The organism is Paraoerskovia marina, assembly GCF_900105445.1.
GTDB classification, from domain to species: Bacteria; Actinomycetota; Actinomycetes; order Actinomycetales; family Cellulomonadaceae; genus Paraoerskovia; species Paraoerskovia marina.
In genome coordinates this window covers 224,441-248,776 of the sequence record NZ_LT629776.1, presented here as the reverse complement: position 1 = coordinate 248,776, position 24,336 = coordinate 224,441, and the positions used below count along the sequence as shown (strand labels likewise).

Here is a 24,336-nt window from a genome sequence, read left to right as displayed (position 1 = left end):
GGTTCTGACAGGGTCGGGAGTGCGTGGTCAGGCGGTGAAGTCGGGCAGGAGATCGGCCAGCAGCGCGCGGACGTGACCGTCGATCTCGTCGCGGATGGCCTCGACGCCCGCGGGTGACGCCAGTGCGGGGTCGCCGACGGCCCAGTCCTCGTACCGCTTGCCCGGCAGGACGGGGCAGACGTCGCCGCAGCCCATGGTGACGACGACGTCGGACGCGCGGACGGCGTCGTCGGTCAGCGGCTTCGGGAAGGGTGCGTCGGCGTCGAGCGCCTCCAGCGCGGGCCGGACGCCCGGGTGGACCTCGCTCGCGGGGGTGGAGCCCGCGGACCGCACGACGACCCGGTCGCCGACGTAGTGCCGGACGAGCGCCGCGGCGAGCTGCGAGCGTCCCGCGTTGGCGACGCACAGGAACAGGACCTGCGGGCGGGTGTCCGTCGCGGCCTCGGTGCGCTCCACGTCGGCGAGGCGCTGCCGGGCGAACCGCTCGGTCAGCGTCAGCAGGTGCACCGAGATGCGGGCGGTGCGCGCGAGCGCCGTGTAGGACTCGCGGACGATCCGGCGCGCGGTGTCGGCGTCGACGTGCTCGTACGTCTCTGCGAGCTGGTCGGCCAGCGCGGTGAGCGCGGCGTCGGTGTCCGTGAGCCCCGTCATGGTGCGTGCCGGGGCCTGGCCGGCGAGCGCGGCCGGTGCGAACGAGTCGAGGAGCGTGCTGACGGCGCCGCGGTACTCGCTGTTGATCCGGTACCAGACCCAGGTCCCGCGTCGCTCCGAGGTCAGCACACCGACGTCGCGCATCACCTTGAGGTGGTGGGACACCGTGGGCTGGGAGACGTCGGTCAGGGCGCTGAGGTCGCAGACGCACGCCTCGCCCGACGGGGTGGTCGCGATGAACGACAGGATCCGCAGTCGGAGGGGGTCGGCGAGCGCCTTGAGCGTGGTGGCGACCACGGCGGCGACGTCGGTGCCGATGGCGTGGGAGTCGGTCTGCGGCGTGCAGGCCTCGGCGGGCTCGGTGGTCTCGGTGGTCATGACCGGTCCTTCGTCGGGATGGAGGCTGCTGGTGACGTGCTGCTGTCCGGTTCGACGACGGGCTGTGCGTACGGGTCGACGCCGAACCAGCGCGGTGCGAGCCAGAGGCTCACGTAGACGAGGCCGACGAGCACCGGGACCTCGATCAGCGGTCCGACGACGCCGGCGAGCGCCTCGCCGGACGTGGCGCCGAAGGTCCCGATCGCCACGGCGATCGCGAGCTCGAAGTTGTTGCCGGCGGCGGTGAACGCGAGCGTCGTGGTCCGGGCGTACCCGAGGCCGAGGAGCTTCCCGGTGACCATGCCGATGCCCCACATGATCGCGAAGTAGCACAGCAGGGGCAGCGCGATCCGGGCGACGTCCGTCGGGTTCGAGGTCACGGCCTCGCCCTGGAGGGCGAAGAGCAGGACGATCGTGAACAGCAGCCCGTACAGGGCCCACGGGCCGATCTTCGGCAGGAACGTCTCCTCGTACCACTCGCGACCCTTGGCGCGCTCGCCGATCCGGCGCGAGAGGAATCCCGCGATCAGCGGTATCCCGAGGAACACGAGGACGTTGAGCGCGATCTCACCCATGGAGATGTCGAGCCCGGCCGTGTCGAGGCCCAGCCAGCCGGGCAGCACGGTGAGGTAGAAGTAGCCCAGGACCGAGAAGGCGAAGACCTGGAAGACCGAGTTGATGGCAACGAGGATGGCGGCGGCCTCGCGGTCGCCGCAGGCGAGGTCGTTCCAGATCACGACCATCGCGATGCACCGTGCCAGGCCCACGATGATCAGGCCGGTGCGGTACTCCGGCAGGTCGGGCAGGAACAGCCAGGCGAGCGTGAACATCAGCGCGGGGCCGACCACCCAGTTGAGGACGAGCGAGCTGGTCAAGAGCTTCTTGTCCCCGGTGACCGAGGCGACCTTGTCGTACCGCACCTTCGCGAGGACGGGGTACATCATGATCAGCAGGCCGAGCGCGGTGGGGATCGAGATCCCGCCGACCTCCATGGCCGCGAGCGCGTCCGAGAGGCCCGGGATGAAGCGGCCGATCAGGATGCCGCCGACCATCGCGAGGCCGATCCAGAGCGGGAGCCAGCGGTCGAGGGTCGAGAGGTGGGGGCGCTGCGCCTGCTGTATAGACATACTTCTATATTGACGGATCTCGATTCAAGGGTCAAGCGAGCGGGCCACCTGTGCGAGAACGTCCTAGCCTCGTCACATGACGAACCTCGAGGCGCGCCCGGACACCGAGACCTGCGCGGCGGGCTCTCACCCGCCCGGGGTCGAGATCCTGGCCGCCCGCGAGGTTCCCCTCGGAGGCCCTCGCGCGATGTCCGTCCGACGGACCATCCCGCAGCGTCGGCGCTCGCTCGTCGGTGCCTGGTGCTTCGCCGACCACTACGGGCCCAGCGACGTCTCCCTCTCCGCCGGGATGCAGGTCCCCCCGCACCCGCACACCGGGCTGCAGACGGTCACCTGGCTGTTCGAGGGCGAGATCGAGCACCGAGACTCCCTCGGCTCGCTCCAGCGCGTCCGGCCGGGCGAGCTCAACCTGATGACTGCCGGATTCGGGATCTCGCACTCCGAGGCCTCGCCCGCGACCCGGCCGGACACCCTGCACGGTGTCCAGCTCTGGACGGCGCTGCCCGGGCACGCCCTCGACGTCGGCCCGTCGTTCGAGCACCACGCAGACCTCCCGGCCATCGAGGTCGACGGCGCTCGCGTCCAGGTCATGATCGGCAGCCTCGGCGTCCACGGGCAGCGCCTCGCCTCCGCGGCGACCGCGTTCACCCCGCTCGTCGGTGCGCAGATCGACCTCGCACCCGGCGCGACGGTGGACCTCGAGGTCGACGTCGACCACGAGCACGGACTCCTCGTCGACGCAGGCGACGCCGGCCTGGCCGGGACCGCCGTACCCGTCGGCGCACTCGGGTACGTGGCGCCCGGGCATCCCACGCTGCGGGTGACGGCCGGCCCCGACGCGCCGGTACGCGCCGTGCTGATCGGCGGAGAGCCGTTCGACGAGGAGATCGTCATGTGGTGGAACTTTGTCGGCCGCTCGCACGAGGACGTCGCCCGGGCGCGCGCGGACTGGGAGCGGGGCGGCCCCGACGGGCGATTCGGGCACGTCGAGGGATTCCCGGCCCCCGCCCTGCCCGCGCCGTCGATCCCGGACGTCCGTCTGCGGCCCCGACGGAGACCGTCCACCCCCTGACACTCGTCCGGTCAGGGTTAGGCTTTCGTGGCGGTGGGCGCACGGCTCGCCGCACGACGTGCGGAGGTCCGGGTGGAGCTGTCCCTGGTGCTCGGACCGATGAAGTCGGGCAAGTCCCTGGACCTGATCGCGCAGATGGCGCCGCTCGCCTACTCGCGGCTGAGCTGCGCCGTCGTGCAGTCGGCCCGGCACGTGCGCGACGCCCGGATCGTCTCGCGGACCGGCGCCTCGGTGCCCACGGTCAAGCTCGACTCCCTGCGCCCGCTGCTCGACACGGACGAGGACGTCGTCGCGATCGACGAGGTCCACATGTTCGCGCCCGCCGACGTGCGTGTCGTCGAGGAGCTGGTGCTGCGCGGCACCCGTGTGCTGGCGTGCGGGATCGACCTCGACCATCGCGGCGAGCTCTTCGCCACCGTCCGTGCCCTGCTCGAGCTCGGTCCCACCGAGGTCCGCTACCGTCGAGCGGTCTGCGACCGCTGCCAGGACCTGCACGCCGCGTTCACCCAGGTCCTCAGCGGCGGGCTGCCGTTCCTCGACCGGCTCGGCGCCTCGGAGCCGCTGCCCGACGACGGCACGTTCACCTACGAGGCGCTGTGCCGCCGCTGCTTCGTCCTGCCGGAGACCGCGATCGTCACGGGCACGGCCGGTGTCGTCCGCGCGTCGGCCGACGCCGCGGAGTAGCAGAGCCCTCGGTCAGGAGCGGGGCGGGTCGGCCGGGAACGCCCGGCGGGCGAAGACCACGACGAGCACGGCGACGAGCACGATCGCCGCACCCACGAACGGCAGGACGGCGATCCCGCTGACCGCGAGCACGCCACCCCCGAGCGCGGCCCCGAGCCCGATCCCCGCGTTGGCGGTGGAGTTCACGAGCGCCCCGGCGGTGTCGGGGGAGCCCTGGTGCGCGCGGATCGCGGCGGCCTGGATGATCGCGGGCAGGGACCCGAAGGCCGCGAGCCAGACCAGTCCGACGGCGAGCAGGGGCCACAGGTGCGGGTAGGCGAGCCCGGCCCCGAGGAGTCCGACGGCGACGGTCCCGAGGGCCATCAGCGTCGCCCAGCGTGGCCGCCGGTCCACGAACGTCCCGGCGAACCAGACGCCGAGCAGCCCCACGGCACCGAACGCGAGCAGCACGGGCCCGACGGAGGACTCGGCCAGGCCCGCACCGAGCAGCATCACCGAGATGAAGGTGTAGACCGCGTAGTGGCCGAGGAACGCGAGGGTGTTGACGACGCCGACCGTGGCCAGGGCGCCGACGGACCCCGCGGGGCGAGGTGCGTCGTCGGGCGAGGCGGCGAGCATCTCCACGGGCGGCAGGAGCCAGACCACCACCAGGGCCATCAGGGCGCACAGGAGCGCGAGGACCCAGAACGCCGCGCGCCACCCCAGTGCGGTACCGAGCGACGTCGTCAGGGGCACCCCGACCACGAACCCGGCGGAGCCGCCGAGCGTGGCGATCGTGAGCGCCCGGCCGGTGAACTCGGGGCGCACCAGCCGGGACGCGTACCCGATCGCGACCGAGAAGAAGAGGGCGTGCGCGATCCCGCCCAGTGCGCGTCCTGCGGCGATCATCGCGAAGTTCGGTGCGACGGCGACGATCACGTTCGACGCCGCGTACCCGACCAGGGTCGCGACGATCAGCGGCTTGCGGGGCAGCGACCTCGTCCACGCGGTCAGCGGGAAGGCGAGCGCCGCGACGAGGAGGGCGTAGACGGACACCAGCAGGCCGGCCGTCGACTCCGAGACCGAGACTCCGGAGGCGATCTGCGGCAGCAGCCCCACGGGGAGGAGCTCGGTCGTGATGGCGACGAAGGTCGAGAGGCTGAGCGCGACGAGCCCCGCGAAGGCCGCCCGGACGTCACCCGGGCGGTGGTACGCGCGACGAGGTTCCGTCACAGCGGCGCGGTGGTGTCGGCGCACGCGTGGCACGCGACGAGCAGGGGAGTCATGCCTCCAGCGTAGGTGCATGCCGGCGCGTCGCGATCCCGGATACGCAGGGCTTCTACGTGTTTCCACGGATTCCGTGCGCCCCGGCGGATGGTTACGGTCCACGCCGTGGCGCGCGACGCCGCGGGTGCCCCGGGACGCGGGGCTCCGACCACCGAGGCTCAGCGAGAGGACACCCGATGGGCTCCACCGACGTCGCCGCACCACCGCAGGCCTCGCCGCCGAGCCCGCCACGCCGTCCCGGTGCCTGGCAGGCCGTGCAGCCGGTGCTCGCCCGTCTGCACTTCTACGCCGGGATCCTGATCGGTCCGTTCCTGGTCGTCGCGGCGTCGACGGGCCTGCTCTACACGCTGGCTCCGACCATCGAGCAGGTGCTGCACGCGGACATCCTGACCGTCGAGGAGGTGGGGACGGACCGCACCTCGTTGGCCGACCAGGTCGCCTCGTTGCGCGACGCCGGGTTCACGGACCCGGTGATCAGCGTCGCGGTGGCCGGCGACCCGGAGCTGACGACCCGTGTGGTGACGGCGCCCGACGACGTCCCGGTCGGCGCGACCCGGACGGTGTTCGTCGACCCGTACACCGCGACCGTCGTCGGCGACTCGGTCACGTACGACGACTGGCTCCCCGAGCGCGAGTGGATCGAGACCTTCCACTCGAGCCTCCACCTCGGCACGTTCGGCGTGTACTACTCCGAGCTTGCGGCGTCGTGGCTGTGGGTGGTGGCGCTCGGCGGGCTCGCGATGTGGGTCACGCGGACCGTGCGTCGGCGGCGGCTGCGACGCCTGGTCGTTCCCGAGTCGGGCCGGCCCGGCCTGCGTCGCACGCTGTCCTGGCACGGATCGGTCGGCACCCTCGTCGTCGCCGGGCTGCTGATCCTGTCCGTGACCGGGCTGACGTGGTCGACCATGGCGGGGGCAAAGCTGGGCGAGCTGCGGATGGCCGTCACGCCGGAGTCCCCGTCCCTCGACCGCTCGCTGGGGGCCGACGACGGAGGGAGCGGCGGGTACGTCGCCCACCACCACGGCGGATCGGGCGGAGCGGCGGGCGACCCGCTCCTCGTGGAGTGGAACCGGGCCGAGGGGGCCGCGGTCGACGCCGGGATTGACCCGCCGTACGTCGCCTCGCCCCCGTTCGCCCCCGGGCAGGCGTGGACGGTGACGCAGACGACGACGACGTGGCCGATGGCGAACGACGCGATCGCCGTCGACCCCGCGACCGGGTTCGTCGACGACCGGCTGGACTTCGAGGACAAGCCGCTCCTGGCCAAGATCACGGACTGGGGCATCTACTTCCATCTCGGGATGCTGTTCGGTCCGGCGAACGTCGTGTTCCTCGCCGTGACGGCGGCGGGGCTCGTGGCGCTGACGCTGCTCGGGTACCGGATGTGGTGGCAGCGACGGCCTCCGCGGGTGATCGGTCACCGGCCCGGTCCCCTCCCGCAGCGCGGTGCACTGCGCGCGGTGCCGTGGTGGGCGACGGCGCTGCTCGTCGCGGGAGCGCTCGTCGCCGGGTGGTACGTGCCGCTCTTCGGCTACCCGCTCGCGGTCTTCGTCGTGGTCGACGTGCTGGTCGGGCTCACCCGGCGCCGGCGCCCCGTGGCGACACCTGCGTCCGGTACGCCGTCGTCCCTAGGCTGACCGCATGAGCGACGACACGAGGACCATGCACGCGCGGATGCTCGCGGGGGAGACCTACCACGCCGACGACCCGCAGATCACCGCGGACGTCGCCCGTGCGGGCGACCTCCAGCACCGCCTCAACCACCTGCACCCGGCGCAGACCGACGAGCGCCGGGCGCTGCTGACGGAGCTCCTCGGGACGCTGGGCGAGGGAGCCGACGTCCGGCCGCCCTTCTACTGCGACCTCGGCTACAACCTGCATCTCGGGGCGCGGTCGTTCGTCAACTACGGCATGCAGTGCGCGGACGTCGGCGAGATCCGGATCGGGGAGGACGTGCTGATCGGTCCGTCGGTGAACCTCCTGACGCCGACGCACCCCGTGGACCCGGAGTCCCGTCGCGCGGGGTGGGAGGGCAGCGAGCCCATCACGATCGGCGACAACGTCTGGCTGGGCGGTGGGGTGACGGTCTGCCCGGGCGTGAGCATTGGGCGGAACTCGGTGGTCGGCGCCGGGTCGGTGGTCGTCCACGACGTGCCCGCCGACGTCGTCGTGGTCGGCAATCCGGCGCGGGTGGTGCGGTCCCTCGCCTGAGCGTTCTGCGCTGATTTCACACGTTAGGCACAAATCGGTACATTGAACCCCGGTCAACCGCAACTTTTACGGACGGGGCAGGTCGTGCACGGGGAAATCGCGGAAGAGCGCCACGCCGGACCGATGGGCGTGGTCCTGGTGTCCGTGGTGACGGTGATGGGTCTGTGCGCGGTCGTCGCCGGGCTCTGGCCGGTCGAGCAGTCGGCGGAGGTCGGCGACCCGGTGTCCGTCTCGTTCGTGCACGACGACGCCGCTCGCCCGTAGTCGGGCCGCTCGCGCCGCGGACGGGTCGCGTCCCGTCCGCCGACGCCGGAGAATCGAGCCATGACGTACCTCGCCGACGACGCACGCTACGACTCGATGACATACCGCCGCACCGGCGCGAGCGGCCTCGACCTTCCCGCCCTCTCGCTCGGGCTGTGGCACAACTTCGGGGACGACGTCCCGTTCGACCGCCAGCGCGACGTCCTGCGGCGGGCGTTCGACCTGGGCGTCACGCACTTCGACCTCGCCAACAACTACGGCCCGCCCTACGGCTCGGCGGAGGAGAACTTCGGGCGGCATCTCGCCCGTGACCTCCGGCCCTACCGTGACGAGCTGGTCATCTCGTCGAAGGCCGGGTATGACATGTGGCCGGGCCCGTACGGGCAGGGTGGCGGGTCGCGCAAGTACGTGCTCGCCAGCCTCGACCAGTCGCTCGAGCGGATGGGCCTCGACTACGTCGACGTCTTCTACTCCCACCGCTACGACCCGAGCACCCCGCTCGAGGAGACGATGGGTGCGCTGCACACCGCCGTCCAGCAGGGCAAGGCGCTGTACGTGGGGATCTCGTCCTACGACCCCGAGCAGACGCAGCGCGCCGCGGCGCTCCTCGCAGACCTGGGTACGCCCCTGCTGATCCACCAGCCGAGCTACTCGATGCTCAACCGGTGGGTCGAGGAGGAGGGGCTGCTCGACACCCTCGAGGACGTCGGCGCCGGGTGCATCGCGTTCTCCCCGCTGGCGCAGGGCATGCTGACGGACAAGTACCTCGACGGCGTCCCGGAGGGCTCCCGCGCGGCCCAGGGCAAGTCGCTCGACCCTGCCATGCTCAGCGACGAGGCGATCCGCCGCGTCCGGGCGCTGAACGACATCGCCGCCGACCGCGGGCAGTCGCTCGCGCAGATGGCGCTCGCGTGGGTGCTGCGCGACCCCCGTGTCACCTCGGTGCTCGCCGGGGCGAGCTCGGTGCACCAGCTCGAGCAGAACGTCGGCGCCCTCGAGAACCTGGAGTTCTCCGACGGCGAGCTCGCCGCGATCGACGAGCACGCCCAAGACGCGGGGATCGACCTGTGGAGCACGTTCCGCGGCAAGTAGCGCCGCGTACCGCTGACGGGCAAGTCCGCTGGACGGGGGCTCGAGCGTCCGGCGGGTCAGCCGGCGAGCACCAGGAGGACGAGCGTGGCGGCGGCGACGAGCGTCAGCAGCACGGCGGGCTGGATCTTCTTGTCCCCGACGCGCAGGTGCGCGATCACGGCGCCGAGGAAGTAGAGGGTCAGCCCCGCCGCGGCGGCGATCCCGATCGGGGTCCACCAGATGCCGACCAGCAGGCCGACGCCGCCCGCGAGGAGCAAGAGGGCCAGGACGGAGAACATCCGCTCGGGGACGCCGACGTCGCGCAGCGGCGCGGTGGGCTGCTCCTTGCCGGACAGCTTGCCGGCGGCGGACGCGATCGAGGCGAGCCCGAGGAGGACGGAGAGGACGACGGCGGCGATGGTCACGGGAGCTCCTGGTGCTGGGGGGACGGGACGGCGGGCGCCGTCGTGCGCGATCCTGACCGATCGTCGGACACAAATCAATCACGGTTTCCGGGGCCCGCCCCCCGCGCGAAGAATTCCTGCGCAGACCCTTTCGGTCAAACTGTCAGCATCGCTATAGTTTGGGGGTGAATTCGCCCGCCGCACGCAGGAGTGCCGACCAGGCAGTCCGTGTCGCGCGCGCGGTCGTCGTCGCCTCGACGACCTTCGCCTTCGCGGCCGCGGCTCACACGGCGGCGGGCGGAACGCTCCCGTCCGGGCTCGGTACCGCCACGCTGGCGTCGATCGCGCTCATGGTCGCCGCCGCCGTCGGACGGCGGCCTCTCGCCCCCGTCACGCTCGTCCCCGTCCTCGTCACCCTCCAGGCCGTGCTGCACCTGGGCTTCATGACCCTCGCCGGCCACGGCGCCTCGACCGGCGGCACGCCCGAGAGCGGCGGTCACGCCGCGCACGACCCGGCGCTCGCGGTCGAGCTGGTCTCCGGCCTCGCGTCGGCGGCCGAGGCCGGGGCGCACGGCGGCGCGCACACCCACCCCGCGATGCTCGGTGCGCACCTGCTCGCGGTGGTCGTCACCACGGTGCTGGCCGTCGGGAGCGACCGCGCGCTGCTGAGGATCGCCGCGCGCCTCTCGGGCCTGGTCCAGATCCTCGCCGGCACGACGGTGGTCGACGGCCGCCGTCGTGCCCGGCGGCCGCGCGACGTCGACGGCCCGGGCCGTCCGTTCGACCTCACCGTCCTCCTGGTGCGCCGGCCTCGTCGTGGCCCGCCCGTGGTGGCCCGCACCGCCTGACCCGTCTCAGACCCGTCTCAGACCCGTCGTCCTCGACGCCGGTCGCTGCGGTGCGCTCTCGCCCACCCCACCACGTGCTCCCCGGACGCCCCGCGCCCGGAGATCGAGCGCGCCCTCATGACGATCCGTGAAAGGCACTGCCATGACCACCACGACCTCGACCACCCCGGCGGCCCCGCCGGGTGACGGCACCGCGCCCACACCCCCGCCGTCGACCCCTCGCCCCCGACGCCCGCGTTCGGCGATCTGGGCCGCGCTGCGGCCGATCCTCGTCCGCCTGCACTTCTACGCCGGGATCCTCGTCGGGCCCTTCCTCGTCGTCGCGGCGACGACCGGACTTCTCTATACGCTCGCGCCGGCCATCGAGCAGGTCCAGCACCGCGACCTCCTCGTCGTCGACGAGGTCGGCACGACGACGGTCCCGCTCTCCGAGCAGGTGGCGTCGGCCCGGTCCACCGACCCGGACGGCACCGTGAGCACCGTCCAGGTCTCCGGCGACCCGGACGGCACCACCCGTGTGGTGCTCGCGCAGGAGGGGCTTCCGGAGGGGGCCGCGACGACGGTCTTCGTCGACCCGTACACGGGCGAGGTGCTCGGGGAGTCCTTGACCTACGGGCTGTGGTTGCCGGAACGCGAGTGGATCGAGACGCTGCACTCCTCGCTCCACCTCGGTACCGTCGGGCTCTACTACTCGGAGCTCGCCGCGTCCTGGCTCGGGATCGTCGTCCTCGGTGGCGTCGCGATGTGGATCGCCAAGGCCGTGCGGGCGCGCAAGGCCCGACGGCTGATCGTCCCCGAGACCTCCAAGAAGGGCCTGCGTCGCACCCTGTCCTGGCACGGCGTCGTCGGGCTCGTCGCCGCCGCCGGGCTGATCGTCCTGTCGATCACCGGCCTGACCTGGTCGGAGAGCTCCGGGGCGCAGATCGGCGACCTCCGCGCCGCCGTCAGTCCTGTCGCCCCCGAGCTCGACACCACGCTCGGCGAGGGTTCTGCGGGCGGGGGAGAGCACGACCACGACGCCGGACCCGCGACAGGGCTCACGGACGCCGACCTCGCGCACGGCGCGTCCTGGGACGGCATGACGGCCGCGGCCACGGCCGAGGGACTGGACGCGCCGTACAAGGTCTCGCCGCCGCCGGCCGACGGTCAGGCCTGGACCGTCGCGGAGGCGTCGACGAGGTGGCCGGCGGCCAACGACTCGATCGCGGTGGACGGGCACTCGGGCGCGGTGGTCGACCGGGTCGACTTCTCGGAGAAGCCCTTCCTGACGAAGCTCACGGGGTGGGGCGTCCACTTCCACCTCGGCAACCTCTTCGGGGTGGCCAACCTCGTGTTCCTGGCCCTGACCGCGACGGCGCTGCTGTCCCTGATCGTGCTCGGGTACGTGATGTGGTGGCAGCGTCGTCCGCGCCGTTCGACCTCGGCCCGGCCCGGCCCCGCCCCGTCGCGCGGTGGACTGCGCGCAGCCCCGCTGTGGATCACGGGCCTGCTGTTCGCGGGGGCCGTGGTGTCCGCCTGGTACGTGCCGCTCTTCGGGATCACGCTCGCAGCGTTCCTGGTGATCGACGTGCTGCTGGGACTTCTCGAGCGGCGTCGACACCGTGCTGCGGACCGTGCGCGAGCGGAGGACCCGGAGACGGTCGGCTAGCGCGCGAGGCGGTCGACGACCCAGCCGTAGAGACCCGGCGCGGCGCCGGCGACGGGAACGATCCCGCGCCGTGCCGGGCTCTGCGCCCACGCGACCAGACCGCTGGTGAGCAGCCGGTAGTCACGGGTCGCGGCGGACCAGGCGCGCTCGTACCCGGCGGGGTCCTCGAGACACGCGACCGCGGCCCGCGCCTGAGCGAGCCCGACGCGCAGGCCCTCGCCGGTCAGCGCGTCGACGTACCCGGACGCGTCCCCGACCAGGCGCACCCGGCCGGCCGTGCGCCGTCGTGAGGCCTGCCGCAACGGACCCGCCCCGCGGACGGCGCCGAGCGGCTCGGCGCCACGCAGGCGCTCCGAGATCTCGGGGAACCCGGCGAGAGACGCGGCGAAGTCGTTCCGGGGCGGGCCCAGCAGTGCGACGCCGACGACGTCGTCGGCCACGGGCGTCACGTACGCCTCGACCCCGTCGCCCCAGTGGACCTCGATGAGGTCGTTCCACGGTCGCACGCGAAAGTGCCGGCGCAGACCGAACCGGCGCCGGTCCGCGTCCCTGCGCCACGGCAGGGCCGACGGCGGCGTCGGGACGTCCAGCCCGACGATCCGGCGTACGGAGGAGTGCAGACCGTCGCAGGCGAGCAGCCAGCGGGCCTCGACGCCGGCCGCCGCGACGGTGTCGGCGGTCTGTTCCACGGCTGTCACGCGCTCGGTCACGTGCTCGACGCCGAGCGCCGCGGCGCGCTCGCGCAGGGCGGCGTGCAGCGCGGTGCGGCGGACCCCGCGGCCGGGGCCCGCCGAGAAGAGGTGGTCGGCGTGCCGTCGGCCGGAGCGGTAGGAGACCCCGAGCAGCGGGTGCCCGGCCGGGTCGACGCCGAGTCGGTGGACGGCGTCGAGCGCGCCGGGCATCAGGCCCTCGCCGCAGGCCTTGTCGATCTCTCCCTCCCGCGGTTCGACGACGACGACGCTCAGCCCGGCGAGCCGCGCCTCGACGGCCGCGGCCAGCCCGACGGGGCCGCCGCCGACGACCAGGACGTCCGTGGTCACTGCTTCGCCGTGGCGATCCCGAGCGCACGCTCCTCGGCCGGGATGCGGAACCCGAGCAGGAGCCACGCGTTGAGCACCGTGAACACGAGCGCCGTCACCCAGGCGGTGTGCACGAGCGGCAGGGCGAAGCCCTCGACGACGACCGCCACGTAGTTGGGGTGCGGGATCCACCGGTACGGGCCGCGGGCCACCAGGGGCAGGTCCGCGACCACGATCACGCGGGTGTTCCACCGCGGCCCGAGGGTGGCGATGCACCACCACCGCAGCGCCTGGCTCGCGAGGACGAGGGCGAGCATGGGCCAGCCCAGCCAGGGGATGAACGGCCGGTCGGCCACGACGACCTCGACGACGCACGCCACCAGCAGCCCGGTGTGCAGCAGCACCATCGCGGGGAAGTGTCCGCGCCCGGACTCGACGCCGCCGCGCGCGAACGACCAGGCGGCGTTGCGGCTCGAGACGCCGAGCTCGACCAGCCGCTCGACCGCGGTCAGGGCGACGAGCACCACGTAGAGCGTCAGCACCCTGCCTCCAGGAGGACGAGCTCGGCGGTCACGCCGGGGCCGAAGGCCATGACGACGGCGTGGCCGCCCGGTTCGGGGGCGCCGTCGGCCATCGTCGCGGCCAGGACGTGCAGGACGGACGACGACGACAGGTTGCCGGTGGCGGCCAGGCTCGCCCGGCTGCGCGCGAGAGCGGACTCCTCGAGGCCGAGCGAGTCCCGGACCGCGTCGAGGATCTTGGGGCCACCGGCGTGCACCACCCACGTACCGACGTCCGGCACGTCGACGCCGTGCTCGGTGAGGAGGACCTTGACGTCCTCGGCCAGGTTCGCCCGCAGGAGGTCAGGCAGCCCGGGGGAGAGGACGATCCCGAACCCGGAGTCGCGCACGTCCCACCCGAGCTGGTGCGCGGTGTCGGGGTAGAGGCGGCTGCGGGTGCCGACGACGGCGGGGCCCGTGGCGGGGTGGTCGTCACCGACCATGACCACGGCCGCCGCGCCGTCGCCGAACAGGCCCGAGCTCACCAGGTTGGCGGTCGAGGAGTCGCCGTGCTGGATCGTGAGGGAGCAGAGCTCGACGGAGACCAGGAGCGCGACGCCCGTCGGGCGTCCTGCGAGCAGGTCGTGCGTGCGGGCCAGGCCTGCGGCACCCCCGGCGCATCCGAGCCCGAACGAGGGGAACCGGACGACGTCGGACCGCAGGCCCAGCCGTTCGGCGAGGGCGGCGTCGAGGGACGGGGCCCCCACGCCGGTCACGGTCGTGAAGACGAGCAGGTCGACGTCGTCGGGCCGCAGTCCCGCGTCGGCGAGCGCCCGCGCGCACGCCTCCGCCGCGAGGGGCAGTCCCTGCTCGACGAACGCGGCGTTCGCCGCGGCGAACGACCGCAGGCTCGCGTACTCCTCGAGCGGGAGGGTGAGATGGCGGGTGCGGACGCCCGACCCGGCGTGCAGCCTGTCCAGCAGTGCGCGGCGTGGTCCGGGCGGGGCGACGAGCGGCCCGATGGTCTCGGCGATCCGCTGCTGCGGGTGGGGCGGACCAGGGGCCGTGGGGGCGACGGAGACGACGCGCGACATGTGGGAATCGTCGCATCAGGGCGGGACACTCGCAGGACCGATCGACAGGTTCTTGCCAGGCAAACCCGATAGCGTCACCGGCTATGAGTCGCCGCGCACAGCTGCAGGGTCTCGTCGTGGCGAGCCACGCGGGCCCGACCACCGTCGTCACCCTGCTCGCCCTGTCCCTCGCGGCGGGCGTCGGGGAGTCGACGGCGCGCGTGGCCCTCGTGGGGGCCGCGGTGCTTGCCGGCCAGCTCTCCGTGGGGTGGTCGAACGACTGGCTCGACGCGAACCGCGACCGACTCAACCACCGCACCGACAAGCCGGCGGTGGTCGGCGCGGTCACGGTCCCGGTGCTCCGGCGTGCGGCGCTCGGGGCTCTCGGCGTCTGCGTCCTGTTGTCCTTCGCCGCGGGCTGGTGGGCCGGCGCGTTGCACGTGTCGGCCGTCCTGAGCGCGTGGGCGTACAACCTGTGGGCCAAGCGGACCGTGTGGTCGTGGCTGCCGTACGCGGTCTCGTTCGGCCTTCTGCCGGCCTTCGTCGTCGCGGCCGGCGGCGACGGCCGCACCGTGGCCCCGTGGACGGTCCTGGCTGCCGCCCTCCTTGGCGTCGGGGCACACATCGCGAATGCCCTCCCGGACTTCGAGGACGACCACCGCACCGGGATCCGCGGACTGCCGCACCGTATCGGCCCGCTCGCGTCCAGCATCCTCTCGCCGGCACTGCTCGTCGTCGCGACCTTCGTGATCATCGCCAACGGCTCGCTGCCCACCGAGATCGCCGTCGGGGGCGCGGTTGCCTCCGTGGCGCTCGCGGCGGGGGCGGGCGTGATCGCGCTCGTGCGGCCGACGAGCCGCCTCCCGTTCCCGCTCAGCATGGCGGTTGCGGTGGTCTGTGTGGTTCTGCTCGTCTTTGCCGCACCCTCCGTCGTCCGGTAACGCGCGCTGTGCCGCTCGTCGGGGCACGATCGACGGATGGACGAACGCACCGAGCTGGACCGACCCCATGCACCCCACCGGCTTCGTCCGATGCGTGCGCGCGACGCGAGCGAGACGCATCGCGCCGCGACTCCGCTCGAGCTGCTGTTCGACCTCACGCTCGTCGTCGCGTTCGGCGCCGCCAGCGACGAGCTCGCCCACCTTCTCGCGCAGGGCCACGTCGCCGCCGCGCTGACCGGGTTCACGGTCGCGATCTTCGCGACGTGCTGGGCGTGGATCAACTACACGTGGTTCGCCTCCGCCTACGACAACGACGACTGGTTCTTCCGCGTCGCGACGATGGTGCAGATGTTCGGCGTCCTGCTGCTCTCGCTCGGGCTGCCGCAGTTCTTCGAGTCGCTCGAGGCGGGCGAGAGCCCCGACCTCCGGGTGATGGTGGCCGGGTACGTGGTCATGCGAGTCTCGATGGTCGTGCTCTGGATCCGAGCCGCCCGGGGCGACCCGCGACGTCGTCGGGTGTGCCTCACCTATGCCGGCCTGATCGCTCTCGCCCAGGTCGGGTGGGTCGCCGTCGCGGTCTTCCACCCGCCGCTCGTCGCCGGGCTGGTGCTCGCCGGTCTGCTGATCGTCGCCGAGATGGCGACGCCCGTCGTCGCCGAGCGGCAGGGGCCGCAGACGCCGTGGCACCCCCACCACGTCGCCGAGCGGTATTCGCTGCTGGTGATCATCGCGCTGGGTGAGGGAGTTCTCGGGACGACGGCGTCGATCTCCGCGGTCGTGCAGGAACAGGGGTGGTCCGTCGACGCGGTCGTGGTCGGGTTCGCTGGCGTCGTGCTGATCTTCGGGATGTGGTGGATCTACTTCATGCCTAGTCAGGGAGACCTCCTCGAGCACCGGCCGGAGCGGTCGTTCCTCTGGGGATACGGGCACATCCTGGTGTACGGGTCGATCGCGGCGGTCGGCGCCGGGCTGCACGTCGCCGCGAACTACGTCGAGGGGGAGTCGGAGCTGGGCGTCGTCGCGACGGTGCTGGCCGTCGTCGTCCCCGTGGCGCTCTTCGTCCTGCTCACCTTCGGCCTGTACGCCCTGCTCGTCGTGCACGTCGACCCGTTCCACCTGCTGCTGCTCCTCGGCACGGGGATCTTCCTCGTCGTCGGACTCGCGCTCGCCGCCGCCGGGGTCTCGCTCGAGCTGTCGCTCGCCGTCGTGGCCCTCGCCCCGTGGGTGAGCGTCGTCGGCTACGAGACGGTGGGTCACCGTCGCGGTGCCGCCGCCATGGAGGGTCTTGCCGAGCGCCGACGTGCGAGTACCCCGCCCGCTCCTTAGCGTCGGTCCGTCATCGACTCGTCTGGGGAGGACCCATGGATCTCGGCATCGCAGGACGGATCGCACTCGTGACCGGGGGTGACTCCGGGATCGGTCTCGCGTCGGCGCAGGAGCTGCTGGCGGAGGGCGCCCGCGTCGTCCTGACGGACAAGGACCAGGACGCGCTCGACGACGCCGTGTCCCGCCTGGCGGGGGACGTGACCGCGGTGGTCGCCGACCTCACGGTTCCCGACGACGTCGCGCGGCTGGCCAGGACGGCCCGCGAGACCGTGGGGGACCCGGAGATCCTGGTCCACGCGGCGGGGATCACCGGCCCGCAGGGTCCGTTCCACGAGCTCGACGACGACGCGTGGTCGACGACGCTGGACGTCGACCTGATGGCCGCGGTCCGGGTGACCCGGGAGCTCGTCCCGGCGATGCGCGCCGCCGGGCGCGGTCGCGTGGTGCTCGTCGCCTCGGAGGACGCCGTGCAGCCCTACGTCGACGAGCTGCCGTACTGCGTGGCGAAGGCCGGTATCCGCGTGCTCGCCAAGGGCCTGTCCAAGGCCTACGGCCCGGACGGCGTCCTGGTCAACACCGTCTCGCCGGCCTTCGTCGAGACGCCGATGACCGACGCGATGATGGACGCGCGGGCCGAGGAGCGGGGGACCGACCGGGACGAGGCGGTCGAGTCGTTCCTGGACGAGATGCGTCCGGGGATCGCCCTGGGACGCCGGGGCCGTGTCGAGGAGGTCGCGGCCGTCGTCGCGCTCCTGTGCTCGGAGCGGGCGTCGTTCGTCAACGGGTCGGACTACCGGGTCGACGCCGGCTCGGTCATCACCATCTGACGGCAGGGGAGAACACGTGAGCGAGAAGCGGTACGACTATCTGATCCTGGGTGCCGGCATGGCGGCCGACGCCGCGGCCCGCGGGATCCGCGAGGTCGACCCGGACGGCACCATCGGCATCCTCGGGCGGGAGACCACCGAGCCGGTGGCCCGCCCGGCGTTGTCCAAGAAGCTGTGGACGGACCCGGAGTTCACGCTCGACCAGGTCTGGCTCGGCACGGCCGAGGCGACGGGCGCCGAACTGGTCCTCGGAGAGGCCGCGGACGACGTCGACCTGTCCGCGCGGGTCGTCACCACCGAGGGTGGGCGCGAGGTCGGGTACGAGCGGCTGCTCGTCACGACGGGCGGTGACCCGCGGACCCTCGAGGTCGACGACTGGTACGACTCCGGTCGCGTGATCGCGTTCCGGACCATCCACGACTACTGGCGCCTGCGCGAGTATGCCGCGGCCGGTGCGCGGGTGGCCGTGGTCGGCGGGAGCTTTATCGCCGCCGAGATCGCGGCGGCCCTGGCCCAGCAGGACGTCGAGGCGCACCTGATCTGCCGGGGCCCGGCACCGATGGCGTCGATCCTCCCGCCCCGGGTCACGGGTCGACTCACGGAGGCGATGGAGCGCCACGGCGTCCGTGTCGTCACGGACGCGGAGGTCCGTACCGGTGAGGTCGAGGGGTCGGAGGGGCCGGTCCGGCTGGACATGGCGGACGGCCGCGAGGCGCGCTACGACCTCGTCGTGACCGGGCTCGGCGTCGACCCGGCGACCGGCCCGCTCGCGGACGCGGGGCTCAAGGTCGTCGACGACGGCGGGATCGTCGTCGACGAGCGGCTGCGCACCAGCGACCCGGCGGTGTGGGCCGCGGGTGACGTCGCCGTCTACCCCGACCAGATCCTGGGCCGGACGCGGATCGAGCACGTCGACCACGCCCAGGAGTCCGGGAAGGCCGCCGGGCGCTCGATGGCCGGTGCCGACGAGTCTTACACGCACACGCCCTACTTCTACTCGGTACTCTTCGACGACTTCTTCGAGGCGGTCGGCGCCCTCGACCCGGACGGTGGTCTCGTCGAGGACTGGCAGGGCGGGGACGACCCCCTGGACCGCGGCGTCGTGTACTACGGCACGCGTGACGGCGACACCCTCGACGTCACCGGGGTGCTGCTCTGGAACGTCGAGGAGGCCCGGGACGCGGCGCGCGCCGTGATCGCGGACGGTCCCGTCCCGGTGGACGCGCTGCGTGGTCGCATCACGTAGACGGGCGTGATGGGAGGATGGCGGCGTGCAGCATCCCGCCATCAGCCCCGACGAGCAGGTTCTGCCCGGGCTGTACATCCGACCCGGCCGCTTCGACCCGGCCGCGCTGCTCTTCCTGCGCGTGTTCCGGCGCGCCGTGTGGCCGCTGCTGTTCATCGGGGCCGCGATCGCGTGGGTGAGCGGCGAGTTCACCGCGCAGTCGCTCGAGCGACTGACCAGCCCGGCGGAGTTCCTCGGCGCCATCCTGTCCCCGCTCGTCACCCTCGCCGTCGCGATCGCGCTGCGGATCGTCGTCAACTTCCTCGGCCTGCTCCTCGCGACCCCGCTCGCCCGCTCCGCCTGGGTCCCCGGGCACGAGGCGCGCACCTGGGGCAAGCGGATGTACGACCTCGGCTACCTCTCCTCCGGCTACCGGGCCGTGCGGTGGTCGTGGGCCGTGCAGGCCGAGGCCGTGCATCGGCTCGGCTCGGTCGGGCTGCAGCTCGCGTTCGTCGAGCTGCTCGGCCGCATCCTGACGCCGATCGCGGCCGCGGGGTTCGTCCTCGTCGTGATCTTCTACCACTGACCCGCGCGGGGCCGGCTACCGGTCGCTCACGCGTGCCGTGGCGAGACCGATGATGAACGCCACGAACGTCACCAGATAGAGCTGGCCGACGACGCCCTCGCCGACCGCGAGCAGGCGCCCGAGCGGGGTGACCGCCGCGAATTCCCCGTACCCGATCGTCGTGATCGTCGTCAGGCTGAAGTACATGAAGACCGTGGTCGGCTGGTCGCTGCCGAAGAACGGCGTCCCGGAGAGCTGCTCGACGGTCAGGAACGCGTAGTAGAACGCCAGGGGGATCAGCAGGTACGCCGCCACGGCGCCCGTCAGCGTCGGCATGCCGACCGAGCGGTGCCGCAGCAGCCGCCGCACGACGACGATCGGGGCCAGCATCCCGAGCAGCGCGAGGATCGGGGAGGTGGCGTCCGCGCTGACGTTGCCCGGGAGGTCGACGAGTGATCCACCGACGACGAGGGCGACGACCGTCGCGACCGCGAGGTCGGTGGCCCGCTGCCACCGTCGTGACAGGCCCGCGGAGCGGAGTGCGACCAGCAGCGTTGCCCCGACGACCACCGCGGTCGCGGTGGTGGCGAGCTCGGTACCGCGGCCACCGAGAGGGCCGCCGACGTCGACGAGCGCGAGCAGCGCCGTCGTCCCGGCGGTCATGACGAGGAGGATCCCGAACCGGTCGACGAAGGGGCCTGAGTCGTCGAAGATCCGCTTCTCGGGCACTCGTCCTCCTTCGGTCGCCTGGTGGACAAATCATCCCAGTCCGCGGCCCATGCTGCGAGTAGAGCGCCGAGCGGAGAGGATCGGGAGCGTCGGGCCCCGGGATGGGCCTGGCGAGAGCCGAACATGCGTACACATGACGGCTTGCCTGCGCGGGCCGGTCTCCGGTCCGCGCAGGTCCTCTCGTGGATATCCTTCCGCGATGACCTCCGTACGCATCCGCCCCCTGGCCGTGGACGACCTGTCCCAGGCGCGCGCCGTGCAGGACGACCTCGCGCGCGACCGGTTCGACTTCCTGCTCGGGCTCCCCGCGCCGCTCGCGGAGATCTCCGACGATGCCTGGATCCGCTTTGTCGCCGATCTCTCCGCCCACGAGGTCGGCGAGGGTCTGCCGGACGGCTGGGTGCCGGAGACGTTCCGCGTGGCGGAGGTCGACGGCGTGCTCGTCGGACGGGTCTCCGCCCGCCACACGATCGAGGGCTCGGAGTTCCTGTCCCGCTACGGCGGGCACGTCGGCTACGGCGTGCGGTCCGGGTTCCGGCGGCAGGGTGTCGCGTCGGCGTTGCTGCGGTTCGCGCTCGAGGACCTGCGCGGGCGCGACGTCGACCGTGCACTCGTCACCTGCGACGACGCGAACGTCGCCTCGGCCGCGACGATCGAGCGAGGCGGCGGAGTTCTCGAGGAGGTCGTGGAGGTGCCTCTGGTCGAGCACTTTCCGAGCGGCCGACTGCGCCGCTACTGGGTCGAGCTCGGCGGCTCAGCGCTCTGACGCGCCCGGCACCCGGCCGGTGCACGTCGCCTGGACCACGCCGTCCGGCGCGGTGACCTGCGAGGTCACGATCCACCCGGCCAGCGGCTCATTCGACTCGATCCACAGGTCGACGCCGACGTAGTCGTCGTCGGTCTCGCCGCCGATCACCGCCGAGTAGGTCTCGGAGTACCCGCCCGCGCCGTCCGCGGTGGCCGAGGCCGACGCATAGGTCCCGGTCGGCGACCGCACGTCGATCTCCGTCGTGCTCCCCGCCGGCAGCGCCCTGTCCAGTGCCGGCTCCCAGCGGCCCTCGAGATGCCACGACGTGTCGGTGACACGGTCGATGCCCAGCCGGGACTCGATCGTCCTGGTCTCCACGGCGGTGATCTCGACGACGTCGCCCGGCCCGTCGACGTGGACGTCCACGGGGCACGGGACGGCATGGTGCCGTTCGTCCTCCGCGGCGCCCTGGACGAGGCTCATCGCGGCGGCGCCGGCGCAGACCACCAGCGCGACCCCGCCCGTGACCGCCGTCGGCCAGCGCAGCGACGGCGCGAGGTCGTCGCGTGCCGTCGCGAGGCGCGCCACCCACGGATGGGGGACGGGCGCCGTCGCGCGGACGGCCACGGTGCTGAGCAGGGAGTCGGCGAAGGTCCTGCCCTCGGCGTTGAACGCAGCACGGACATAGCCCACGAGCAGGATCGAGTCGAGGACGTGGGCGACGAACCGCAGCACCGTCCGCAGCAGACCGACGGGCCGCCCCGTGCGGTCGTCGACCACCGCGATGCCGCAGACCCGCTTGCCGACGCTCTGGCCGGTGTACGCCTGGAAGAGGCCGAGGACGAGGAGCGTCCCGCCCGTCCAGGCCTGCGCGCCGCCGGACGTGCCACCGGAGGTGTCGAGCGAAGGTCGGAGCTCGCCGTCGACGAAGAGCGTCACGTCGAGGCCGGGGATCGCGGCCAGAGGGACGGACGCGCCCGTCGCGAGGAACGCCACCGACGAGACGATCGCGGAGTCGAGCAGCACCGCGATCACGCGTGCTCCCCAGCTCGCGCGCTGCCTCTCGGGCGTGAACGGCGGGTCGAGGTCGTTCTCCATGTCGACAGGCCCCCCTGCCATCCCGCTGCCCCGCGGGATCGTCTGTGTCATGGACTGGGATACTTCCATCGCCCGTCCACCCTGTCCAGGGTCGTATGCTCGACGACGGCCACCGCCGCACCCGCCCGCAAGCCCTGGAGAAGCCGATGCACCCGCACCCCGTCGCCGTCGTCACCGGAGCGAGCAGCGGGATCGGTGCGGCCAGCGCCCGGGCGCTCTCGGACGCGGGGTACCACGTGGTGCTCGGCGCGCGTCGGGCGGACAAGCTGGCCGAGGTCGCCTCCGCCGTGGGAGGGACGGCGGTCGCGCTCGACGTGACCGACCAGGCCTCGGTGGACGCCTTCGTCGCCCGCGTCCGCGAGGATCTCGGCCGCTGCGACGTGCTCGTCAACAACGCCGGCGGGGCGCTCGGCGCCGACTCCGTGGCCGAGGCGAACCTGGACGACTGGCAGTGGATGTACGACGTCAACGTGCTCGGGACGGTCCGGGTCACCCAGGCCCTGCTGCCGCTCCTGATCGGCTCCGGGGACGGGCAGGTCATCACCATCGGCTCGGTCGCCGCCCGCGAGGCCTACGAGGGCGGCGCCGGGTACAACGCCGCGAAGTTCGGGGTCGCCGCGCTGTCCCGCGTGCTGCGGATCGAGCTGCTTGGCCAGCCGGTGCGCGTCTGCGAGATCGACCCCGGGATGGTCGAGACCGAGTTCTCCCTCGTCCGGTTCAAGGGCGACGCCCAGAAGGCCGCGGCGGTCTACGATGGCGTCACGCCGCTCTCGGCCGAGGACGTCGCCGAGACCGTGCGCTGGGTGGCGACCCGCCCGGCCCACGTCAACATCGACCAGATCCTGATGCTCGCGCGGGACCAGTCGTCCGCCAAGGTCGTCCACCGCCAGGCCTGAGCGGCACCGTGGACCTCGCCGCAAGCACCGTCGCGCTCGCCCTGGCGGCCGTCACCCTCTCGACCTTCATCCAGTTCGCCACCGGGTCCGGGTTCGGGATCCTCGGGGGCCCCCTGCTGCTCATGATCGACCCGGGGCTCGTCCCCGGTCCGTTGCTCCTGCTCACCGTCGTCGTGATGCTCGCCGTCGTCTGGACCGAGCGTCGCGGCCTGCGCAACGTCGACCTCGGGTGGGCCGCCCTGGGTGCCGTTCCTGCGGGAATCGGGGCGCTGTGGCTCGTCCGGATGATGGACGAGCGCGTCACCGAGATCGTCGTCGGGGTCGCGATCGCGGTCGGGGTGATCGCCGGGCTCGCCGGGTGGAAGGTCCGCCAGACGCGGCCCGCGCTGGTCGTCGCCGGAGTGCTCGGCGGGGCGCTCTCGACGATCGCCGCCACCCCCGGGCCGCCGGTCGTCGTCGTGTACCGGGCGGCCGACGTCTCGCGCTACCGGGCCAACCTCTCGCTGTTCTTCGTCGCGACGTCGGTCGTCTCGCTCAGCACCCTGATCGTCTCGGGCGAGCTCGACTCGACGGACGTCACCGCCGCGGCGTGGCTTCTGCCGGCGGTCGTGCTCGGGGCACTCGTCGCGCACTTCCTCGTCCGCCTGATCCCGCCGCGATCGATCCGACCGGCCGCCCTCGCGATGTGCCTGATCTCGTCGGTCAGCCTGATCGTGAGCGCGCTCGCGGGCTGACCCCCCCGCCGCCGGGTGCCGAGCACGCGGTTGTGGATACCACCGGCGACCGGAAGCAGCCACAACCGCGTGGTCGGCATCGAGCGTTCCGGGAGCAGGAGCCGTCAGTCGGAGAGCTCGGCCAGCACGCCGTCGAGCTTGGCGTACCCCTCGGTGAGGCCGGACTCCATGCCGGAGTCGACCATCCCGTCCCGGTCCTGGACCGACTGGTAGACCGCGTGGTTCTCGATCCGCGTGCGCCCGCCGGGGAGGGCGATCAGGCGCATCGACTCGAGGCTGACGTGCCCGGACCACCCGTCGAACTCGAAGGTCTGGACGATCAGCTCGTCCTCGACGAGGTGGAAAGAGCCGCGGAACCCGTACCGCCCGCCTCCGGGGTCGATGTTGGTGTACGCGTACGAGCCGCCGGTGCGTGCGTCGTAGTGGTCGAACTCGATCGCCAGCCCGTCGGGCCCGAGCCACCGTTCGACCAGGCTCGCGTCGGTGTGCGCGCGGTGGACGAGTGCGGGCGGGGCGTCGAACTCCCGCACGATGTCGATGTACGGCTGCCCCTCGGGGGCGGTGACCTGCGTGGGGTTGCTGCTCATGATTCCTCCGTGGTGAGTGACTCGAGCACCGTGTCGAGGCTGCGGAACCGGCGTTCCGCGGCCAGTCGGTACCCGTCGATCCATCCCGTCAGCGCCTCGAGCGCGGCAGGGTCCAGGTGGCACGGGCGGGTCTGGCCCTCGCGGGTGCGGGTGATCAGACCCGCGCGCTCGAGCACCTGCACGTGCCGGGAGACGGCCTGCACCGTGATCGGGAACGGCTCTGCGAGCTCGTTGACCGTGGCGGGGCCGCGAGACAGCCGGGCGACGATCGCGCGGCGGACCGGGTCGGCCAGGGCGAGGAACGCCTGGTCGAGCCGGTCCTCCGACGTGCCGTTCGGCATCATCAACCAATCTGTTGAACAACTAGTTCGTTGAATATATATCGGCACGCGGGTCCGCGCAAGAGGTTCTGTCAGGTGATCGTTCGGCTCTGCGCGCCCCGAT

The 24,336-nt window shown here is 72.7% G+C and carries 27 protein-coding genes; 16 read left to right on the top strand and 11 right to left on the bottom strand.

Features of this window, described 5'->3' with window-relative positions:
• Positions 1–27: 27 nt before the first annotated feature.
• Both BLU20_RS01160 and arsB read right to left on the bottom strand, forming a co-directional pair.
• Positions 28–1,029 carry a metalloregulator ArsR/SmtB family transcription factor gene (locus BLU20_RS01160; RefSeq protein WP_083371271.1) on the bottom strand — a complete coding sequence of 334 codons (1,002 nt, stop codon included), beginning with the start codon at positions 1,027–1,029 and terminating at the stop codon, positions 28–30.
• Complete coding sequence (gene arsB / locus BLU20_RS01155; protein WP_083371270.1) at positions 1,026–2,156, bottom strand: ACR3 family arsenite efflux transporter; 1,131 nt, start codon at positions 2,154–2,156, stop codon at positions 1,026–1,028. The genes BLU20_RS01160 and arsB overlap by 4 nt, the downstream gene beginning before the upstream one ends.
• A 76-nt stretch (positions 2,157–2,232) precedes the next feature.
• Between arsB and BLU20_RS01150 the strand changes: the two genes are divergently transcribed.
• Positions 2,233–3,228 carry a pirin family protein gene (locus tag BLU20_RS01150; protein WP_083371269.1) on the top strand — a complete coding sequence of 332 codons (996 nt, stop codon included), beginning with the start codon at positions 2,233–2,235 and terminating at the stop codon, positions 3,226–3,228.
• Positions 3,229–3,261: 33 nt separating this feature from the next.
• Complete coding sequence (locus tag BLU20_RS01145) at positions 3,262–3,912, top strand: thymidine kinase (protein ID WP_231959250.1); 651 nt, start codon at positions 3,262–3,264, stop codon at positions 3,910–3,912.
• A 12-nt stretch (positions 3,913–3,924) separates the two neighbouring features.
• Here the strand turns inward: BLU20_RS01145 and BLU20_RS01140 are convergent, their stop codons facing one another.
• The gene (locus tag BLU20_RS01140; protein WP_231959249.1) at positions 3,925–5,124 is read right to left on the bottom strand and encodes an MFS transporter; all 1,200 of its coding nucleotides are present in this window, start codon (positions 5,122–5,124) and stop codon (positions 3,925–3,927) included.
• 230 nt (positions 5,125–5,354) lie between these two features.
• Here BLU20_RS01140 and BLU20_RS01135 point away from each other — a divergent pair, with 230 nt between their 5' ends.
• The 4 genes from BLU20_RS01135 to mgrA all read left to right on the top strand — a co-directional run bounded on the left by BLU20_RS01135 (position 5,355) and on the right by mgrA (position 8,745).
• On the top strand, positions 5,355–6,815 hold the full coding sequence (locus tag BLU20_RS01135) for a PepSY-associated TM helix domain-containing protein (protein ID WP_083371267.1): 1,461 nt from the start codon (positions 5,355–5,357) through the stop codon (positions 6,813–6,815).
• Positions 6,816–6,819: 4 nt separating this feature from the next.
• A complete protein-coding gene (locus BLU20_RS01130) occupies positions 6,820–7,389 on the top strand; it encodes a sugar O-acetyltransferase (protein WP_083371266.1) in 570 nt (189 codons plus the stop codon).
• Positions 7,390–7,473: 84 nt separating this feature from the next.
• Positions 7,474–7,653 carry a hypothetical protein gene (locus tag BLU20_RS13595; protein ID WP_172828970.1) on the top strand — a complete coding sequence of 60 codons (180 nt, stop codon included), beginning with the start codon at positions 7,474–7,476 and terminating at the stop codon, positions 7,651–7,653.
• A gap of 60 nt (positions 7,654–7,713) precedes the next feature.
• Positions 7,714–8,745, top strand: a complete 1,032-nt coding sequence (gene mgrA / locus BLU20_RS01125; RefSeq protein ID WP_029251706.1) for an L-glyceraldehyde 3-phosphate reductase — start codon at positions 7,714–7,716, stop codon at positions 8,743–8,745.
• Positions 8,746–8,801: 56 nt separating this feature from the next.
• Here mgrA and BLU20_RS01120 read toward each other — a convergent pair whose 3' ends face one another.
• Positions 8,802–9,149, bottom strand: coding sequence for a DoxX family protein (locus BLU20_RS01120; RefSeq protein ID WP_083371265.1), 348 nt, complete (start codon positions 9,147–9,149; stop codon positions 8,802–8,804).
• Positions 9,150–9,313: 164 nt separating this feature from the next.
• On the opposite strand from BLU20_RS01120, the gene BLU20_RS01115 reads away from it, so the two are divergent.
• Entirely contained in the window at positions 9,314–9,976 is a 663-nt protein-coding gene (locus BLU20_RS01115) for a hypothetical protein (RefSeq protein ID WP_083371264.1), read from the top strand.
• 142 nt (positions 9,977–10,118) lie between these two features.
• The gene (locus BLU20_RS01110; RefSeq protein ID WP_083371263.1) at positions 10,119–11,624 is read left to right on the top strand and encodes a PepSY-associated TM helix domain-containing protein; all 1,506 of its coding nucleotides are present in this window, start codon (positions 10,119–10,121) and stop codon (positions 11,622–11,624) included.
• Here BLU20_RS01110 and BLU20_RS01105 read toward each other — a convergent pair.
• From BLU20_RS01105 to BLU20_RS01095, 3 genes are read right to left on the bottom strand one after another with little or no spacing between them, the layout of a single operon-like run.
• A complete protein-coding gene (locus BLU20_RS01105; protein WP_083371262.1) occupies positions 11,621–12,664 on the bottom strand; it encodes an NAD(P)/FAD-dependent oxidoreductase in 1,044 nt (347 codons plus the stop codon). The genes BLU20_RS01110 and BLU20_RS01105 overlap by 4 nt on opposite strands.
• The gene (locus BLU20_RS01100) at positions 12,661–13,182 is read right to left on the bottom strand and encodes an isoprenylcysteine carboxyl methyltransferase family protein (protein WP_157270531.1); all 522 of its coding nucleotides are present in this window, start codon (positions 13,180–13,182) and stop codon (positions 12,661–12,663) included. Before BLU20_RS01100 ends, BLU20_RS01105 begins: the two co-directional genes overlap by 4 nt.
• On the bottom strand, positions 13,179–14,237 hold the full coding sequence (locus BLU20_RS01095) for a type III polyketide synthase (RefSeq protein WP_083371260.1): 1,059 nt from the start codon (positions 14,235–14,237) through the stop codon (positions 13,179–13,181). The genes BLU20_RS01100 and BLU20_RS01095 overlap by 4 nt, the downstream gene beginning before the upstream one ends.
• An 83-nt stretch (positions 14,238–14,320) precedes the next feature.
• Between BLU20_RS01095 and BLU20_RS01090 the strand changes: the two genes are divergently transcribed.
• The 5 genes from BLU20_RS01090 to BLU20_RS01070 are packed head-to-tail and all read left to right on the top strand — an operon-like array spanning position 14,321 to position 19,121.
• Positions 14,321–15,157 carry a UbiA family prenyltransferase gene (locus BLU20_RS01090; RefSeq protein WP_083371259.1) on the top strand — a complete coding sequence of 279 codons (837 nt, stop codon included), beginning with the start codon at positions 14,321–14,323 and terminating at the stop codon, positions 15,155–15,157.
• A gap of 36 nt (positions 15,158–15,193) precedes the next feature.
• Positions 15,194–16,483: a low temperature requirement protein A gene (locus BLU20_RS01085; protein WP_231959248.1), complete on the top strand. Its 1,290-nt coding sequence runs from the start codon at positions 15,194–15,196 to the stop codon at positions 16,481–16,483.
• 35 nt (positions 16,484–16,518) lie between these two features.
• A complete protein-coding gene (locus tag BLU20_RS01080) occupies positions 16,519–17,310 on the top strand; it encodes an SDR family NAD(P)-dependent oxidoreductase (protein WP_083371258.1) in 792 nt (263 codons plus the stop codon).
• A gap of 16 nt (positions 17,311–17,326) precedes the next feature.
• A complete protein-coding gene (locus BLU20_RS01075) occupies positions 17,327–18,556 on the top strand; it encodes an NAD(P)/FAD-dependent oxidoreductase (protein WP_083371257.1) in 1,230 nt (409 codons plus the stop codon).
• Between the two features lie 25 nt (positions 18,557–18,581).
• Positions 18,582–19,121, top strand: coding sequence for a hypothetical protein (locus BLU20_RS01070; RefSeq protein WP_083371256.1), 540 nt, complete (start codon positions 18,582–18,584; stop codon positions 19,119–19,121).
• Between the two features lie 15 nt (positions 19,122–19,136).
• Here the strand turns inward: BLU20_RS01070 and BLU20_RS01065 are convergent, their stop codons facing one another.
• A complete protein-coding gene (locus tag BLU20_RS01065) occupies positions 19,137–19,829 on the bottom strand; it encodes a potassium channel family protein (protein ID WP_083371255.1) in 693 nt (230 codons plus the stop codon).
• A 199-nt stretch (positions 19,830–20,028) separates the two neighbouring features.
• Between BLU20_RS01065 and BLU20_RS13865 the strand changes: the two genes are divergently transcribed.
• On the top strand, positions 20,029–20,595 hold the full coding sequence (locus BLU20_RS13865; RefSeq protein WP_029251719.1) for a GNAT family N-acetyltransferase: 567 nt from the start codon (positions 20,029–20,031) through the stop codon (positions 20,593–20,595).
• Here BLU20_RS13865 and BLU20_RS01055 read toward each other — a convergent pair.
• Positions 20,584–21,726, bottom strand: coding sequence for an RDD family protein (locus tag BLU20_RS01055; protein WP_172828969.1), 1,143 nt, complete (start codon positions 21,724–21,726; stop codon positions 20,584–20,586). The genes BLU20_RS13865 and BLU20_RS01055 overlap by 12 nt on opposite strands.
• Positions 21,727–21,770: 44 nt before the next feature.
• Here BLU20_RS01055 and BLU20_RS01050 point away from each other — a divergent pair, with 44 nt between their 5' ends.
• Positions 21,771–22,571 (top strand): SDR family NAD(P)-dependent oxidoreductase, encoded by an 801-nt coding sequence (locus BLU20_RS01050; protein WP_331713060.1) that lies wholly within the window; start codon positions 21,771–21,773, stop codon positions 22,569–22,571.
• Positions 22,572–22,579: 8 nt separating this feature from the next.
• Positions 22,580–23,305 (top strand): sulfite exporter TauE/SafE family protein, encoded by a 726-nt coding sequence (locus BLU20_RS01045; RefSeq protein ID WP_172828968.1) that lies wholly within the window; start codon positions 22,580–22,582, stop codon positions 23,303–23,305.
• 104 nt (positions 23,306–23,409) lie between these two features.
• Here the strand turns inward: BLU20_RS01045 and BLU20_RS01040 are convergent, their stop codons facing one another.
• Together BLU20_RS01040 and BLU20_RS01035 are read right to left on the bottom strand one after the other, a co-directional pair.
• On the bottom strand, positions 23,410–23,892 hold the full coding sequence (locus tag BLU20_RS01040; protein ID WP_029251723.1) for an SRPBCC family protein: 483 nt from the start codon (positions 23,890–23,892) through the stop codon (positions 23,410–23,412).
• Positions 23,889–24,233, bottom strand: coding sequence for an ArsR/SmtB family transcription factor (locus tag BLU20_RS01035; protein ID WP_043109362.1), 345 nt, complete (start codon positions 24,231–24,233; stop codon positions 23,889–23,891). Before BLU20_RS01035 ends, BLU20_RS01040 begins: the two co-directional genes overlap by 4 nt.
• Between the last annotated feature and the right edge of the window lie 103 nt (positions 24,234–24,336).

What these genes read in the sequence shown, in the direction of transcription:
- BLU20_RS01160 (WP_083371271.1), bottom strand. Translation starts at nt 1,029, where the DNA reads ATGACCACCGAGACCACCGAGCCCGCCGAGGCCTGCACGCCGCAGACC.
- arsB (WP_083371270.1), bottom strand. Translation starts at nt 2,156, where the DNA reads ATGTCTATACAGCAGGCGCAGCGCCCCCACCTCTCGACCCTCGACCGC.
- BLU20_RS01150 (WP_083371269.1), top strand. Translation starts at nt 2,233, where the DNA reads ATGACGAACCTCGAGGCGCGCCCGGACACCGAGACCTGCGCGGCGGGC.
- BLU20_RS01135 (WP_083371267.1), top strand. Translation starts at nt 5,355, where the DNA reads ATGGGCTCCACCGACGTCGCCGCACCACCGCAGGCCTCGCCGCCGAGC.
- BLU20_RS01130 (WP_083371266.1), top strand. Translation starts at nt 6,820, where the DNA reads ATGAGCGACGACACGAGGACCATGCACGCGCGGATGCTCGCGGGGGAG.
- mgrA (WP_029251706.1), top strand. Translation starts at nt 7,714, where the DNA reads ATGACGTACCTCGCCGACGACGCACGCTACGACTCGATGACATACCGC.
- BLU20_RS01110 (WP_083371263.1), top strand. Translation starts at nt 10,119, where the DNA reads ATGACCACCACGACCTCGACCACCCCGGCGGCCCCGCCGGGTGACGGC.
- BLU20_RS01095 (WP_083371260.1), bottom strand. Translation starts at nt 14,237, where the DNA reads ATGTCGCGCGTCGTCTCCGTCGCCCCCACGGCCCCTGGTCCGCCCCAC.
- BLU20_RS01090 (WP_083371259.1), top strand. Translation starts at nt 14,321, where the DNA reads ATGAGTCGCCGCGCACAGCTGCAGGGTCTCGTCGTGGCGAGCCACGCG.
- BLU20_RS01085 (WP_231959248.1), top strand. Translation starts at nt 15,194, where the DNA reads ATGGACGAACGCACCGAGCTGGACCGACCCCATGCACCCCACCGGCTT.
- BLU20_RS01080 (WP_083371258.1), top strand. Translation starts at nt 16,519, where the DNA reads ATGGATCTCGGCATCGCAGGACGGATCGCACTCGTGACCGGGGGTGAC.
- BLU20_RS13865 (WP_029251719.1), top strand. Translation starts at nt 20,029, where the DNA reads ATGACCTCCGTACGCATCCGCCCCCTGGCCGTGGACGACCTGTCCCAG.
- BLU20_RS01055 (WP_172828969.1), bottom strand. Translation starts at nt 21,726, where the DNA reads ATGACACAGACGATCCCGCGGGGCAGCGGGATGGCAGGGGGGCCTGTC.
- BLU20_RS01050 (WP_331713060.1), top strand. Translation starts at nt 21,771, where the DNA reads ATGCTCGACGACGGCCACCGCCGCACCCGCCCGCAAGCCCTGGAGAAG.
- BLU20_RS01040 (WP_029251723.1), bottom strand. Translation starts at nt 23,892, where the DNA reads ATGAGCAGCAACCCCACGCAGGTCACCGCCCCCGAGGGGCAGCCGTAC.
- BLU20_RS01035 (WP_043109362.1), bottom strand. Translation starts at nt 24,233, where the DNA reads ATGCCGAACGGCACGTCGGAGGACCGGCTCGACCAGGCGTTCCTCGCC.